Below are 1,780 nucleotides of genomic sequence, written 5' to 3' on the forward strand. Positions count from 1 at the left end.
AACCCTTTTACAAATCAAATATTAAACTTACCGATAAAACCAGGGCAAGTTGCCAACATTCCACAAGCTTGGTGGCATTACGAAATTGCTACAGCAGATAATACTCATTTACTAGCTATTTTCGATGCCCCAACCCCAGAAGTTATTTTTGGATCGGATATTTTAAGATTGACTCCAGCCAATATGATGGCTCATACTTACTGCCTCAATGAACAACAATGGAAACAAGCGGTATCCCCAATTCAATCCACTACAGTAATTGGTCCCCCAGCAAACTGTAATCAAAACCGCGAAATGGTAAATCAGTCAACTCCTCCGCCTACTCAACAACAAAATCTATATTACCAAGATTCTTATTACTTCCCTCTTTACTGGGGGTATTAATTAGTATATAAAAAAGAACCATCATTTATCTCCTCGGAAAATACCAAGGAGATTTTTTATCGTATTTTCTCTTCCTATTATTAATCGTAACAATTAATAGAGTACATACATATAATATTTATATATTTAATTGGAGGTGAAAGTACTATGAGTAATTATAACTATCCTAATAACTACTCTCATAATAAAAATAGTAGCTCGTCAGCATCCTCTCAATCTTCTAATTCTCAATCTTCCGATTCCAAATCGCAAAGAGATTTAGCCGAGCAAGGCTATGTAAAGAAAAAAGGATGCAATTGTAATAAAAATAAATAGTTTGTTACTAATTTGAGCAATAACATTTCACCACTCACGATAATCAATTTACTCCCCTAGTATGTAGTTTATGTAATGGATGAATTCTGTTTTTAATAGAATTCATCTCAGAGTGTTGGGAAACCCTTTAGGATTCCCAACACTCTGGAATCTTTTTGGATTTTAGCGAAAGAAAACAATATAAAATAATAGAATTTAGCAAAACAGCCCTCCACTAACCCTTTTTTGGTTAGGTGGAGGGCTGTTTTTTTCATGTTTTGACAAGCTGCGGTGAGGTATGCCTGCATTTGGACAGACTTCAGCCCCCGAAACCGAGCATATCGATAGCCATGCAGTTCTTTAGCGTCCGCAAAGCTTCGCTCTATAGTTGAACAGCGTACTTTATACAGCTTTTTCCCTGTAGCTGTTAGTTTGTTTTTTCTAGCGATATCTTTATATTTCTCCCATATATGATGAGTGATAACATTTTGTTTTTGTTTCTTTGAAAAGCACACCTCACGTAGCGGACAAACGGCGCATTCTTCTGGATTCGATTTATGCTGACGATATCCTTCACGATCCGTTGTTGCATATTCTAAAATACATCCCATCGGACAAGCAAATGCATTCATTTCTTCTACATATTTAAATTGGCTTTTCGGTACTTCTTTATTTCCCTTTCCAAATCGGCGATACCCCATCACCATAAATATATTTCTTTCTGATAACTTCTTACAGATATAACCTGTAAAGTAGCCCGCATCAAGAGCGACAGCTTCCACTTTGAATCCGAATTTATCAATTTGAGCTTGCAGGCGTGCTAAATACGGCTCTGAATCTGCCATATTTCCAGCCGTTACATAGGTAGCCGTAATAATATTGTACTTCGTATCAGTCGTACGATGATCTAAGAAATGAAAACTGTTCGATTTTCCATCTCTTATTAAAAATCCGCTATCTGGATCCGTTGTACTTATCCGAGTTTTTTTAGATGGGGTATCACTTTCCTTTCTAGGCTTTAATCTTTTTTTCGTGTACCTCACGATCTTCGATTACCGCAGCTTCTAGTTCATCTATTTAAAACTTTTCCTTTTCTCTTTTT

1 protein-coding gene and 1 pseudogene are annotated in these 1,780 nt (G+C 36.3%); one reads left to right on the plus strand and one right to left on the minus strand.

Annotation, left to right across the window (positions count from 1 at the left end; all coding sequences use genetic code 11):
* The coding region (locus CDB3_RS12045) for a cupin domain-containing protein (RefSeq protein WP_483861147.1) at window positions 1–384 on the plus strand (384 nt) is incomplete at its 5' end.
* 515 nt (window positions 385–899) lie between these two features.
* On the opposite strand, the pseudogene CDB3_RS12050 reads toward CDB3_RS12045, so the two are convergent.
* Window positions 900–1,780 (minus strand): annotated as a pseudogene (locus tag CDB3_RS12050) (transposase); the annotation flags it as partial.

Source organism: Bacillus sp. CDB3, assembly GCF_002081505.1.
Classification (GTDB): Bacteria; Bacillota; Bacilli; order Bacillales; family Bacillaceae_G; genus Bacillus_A; species Bacillus_A cereus_AT.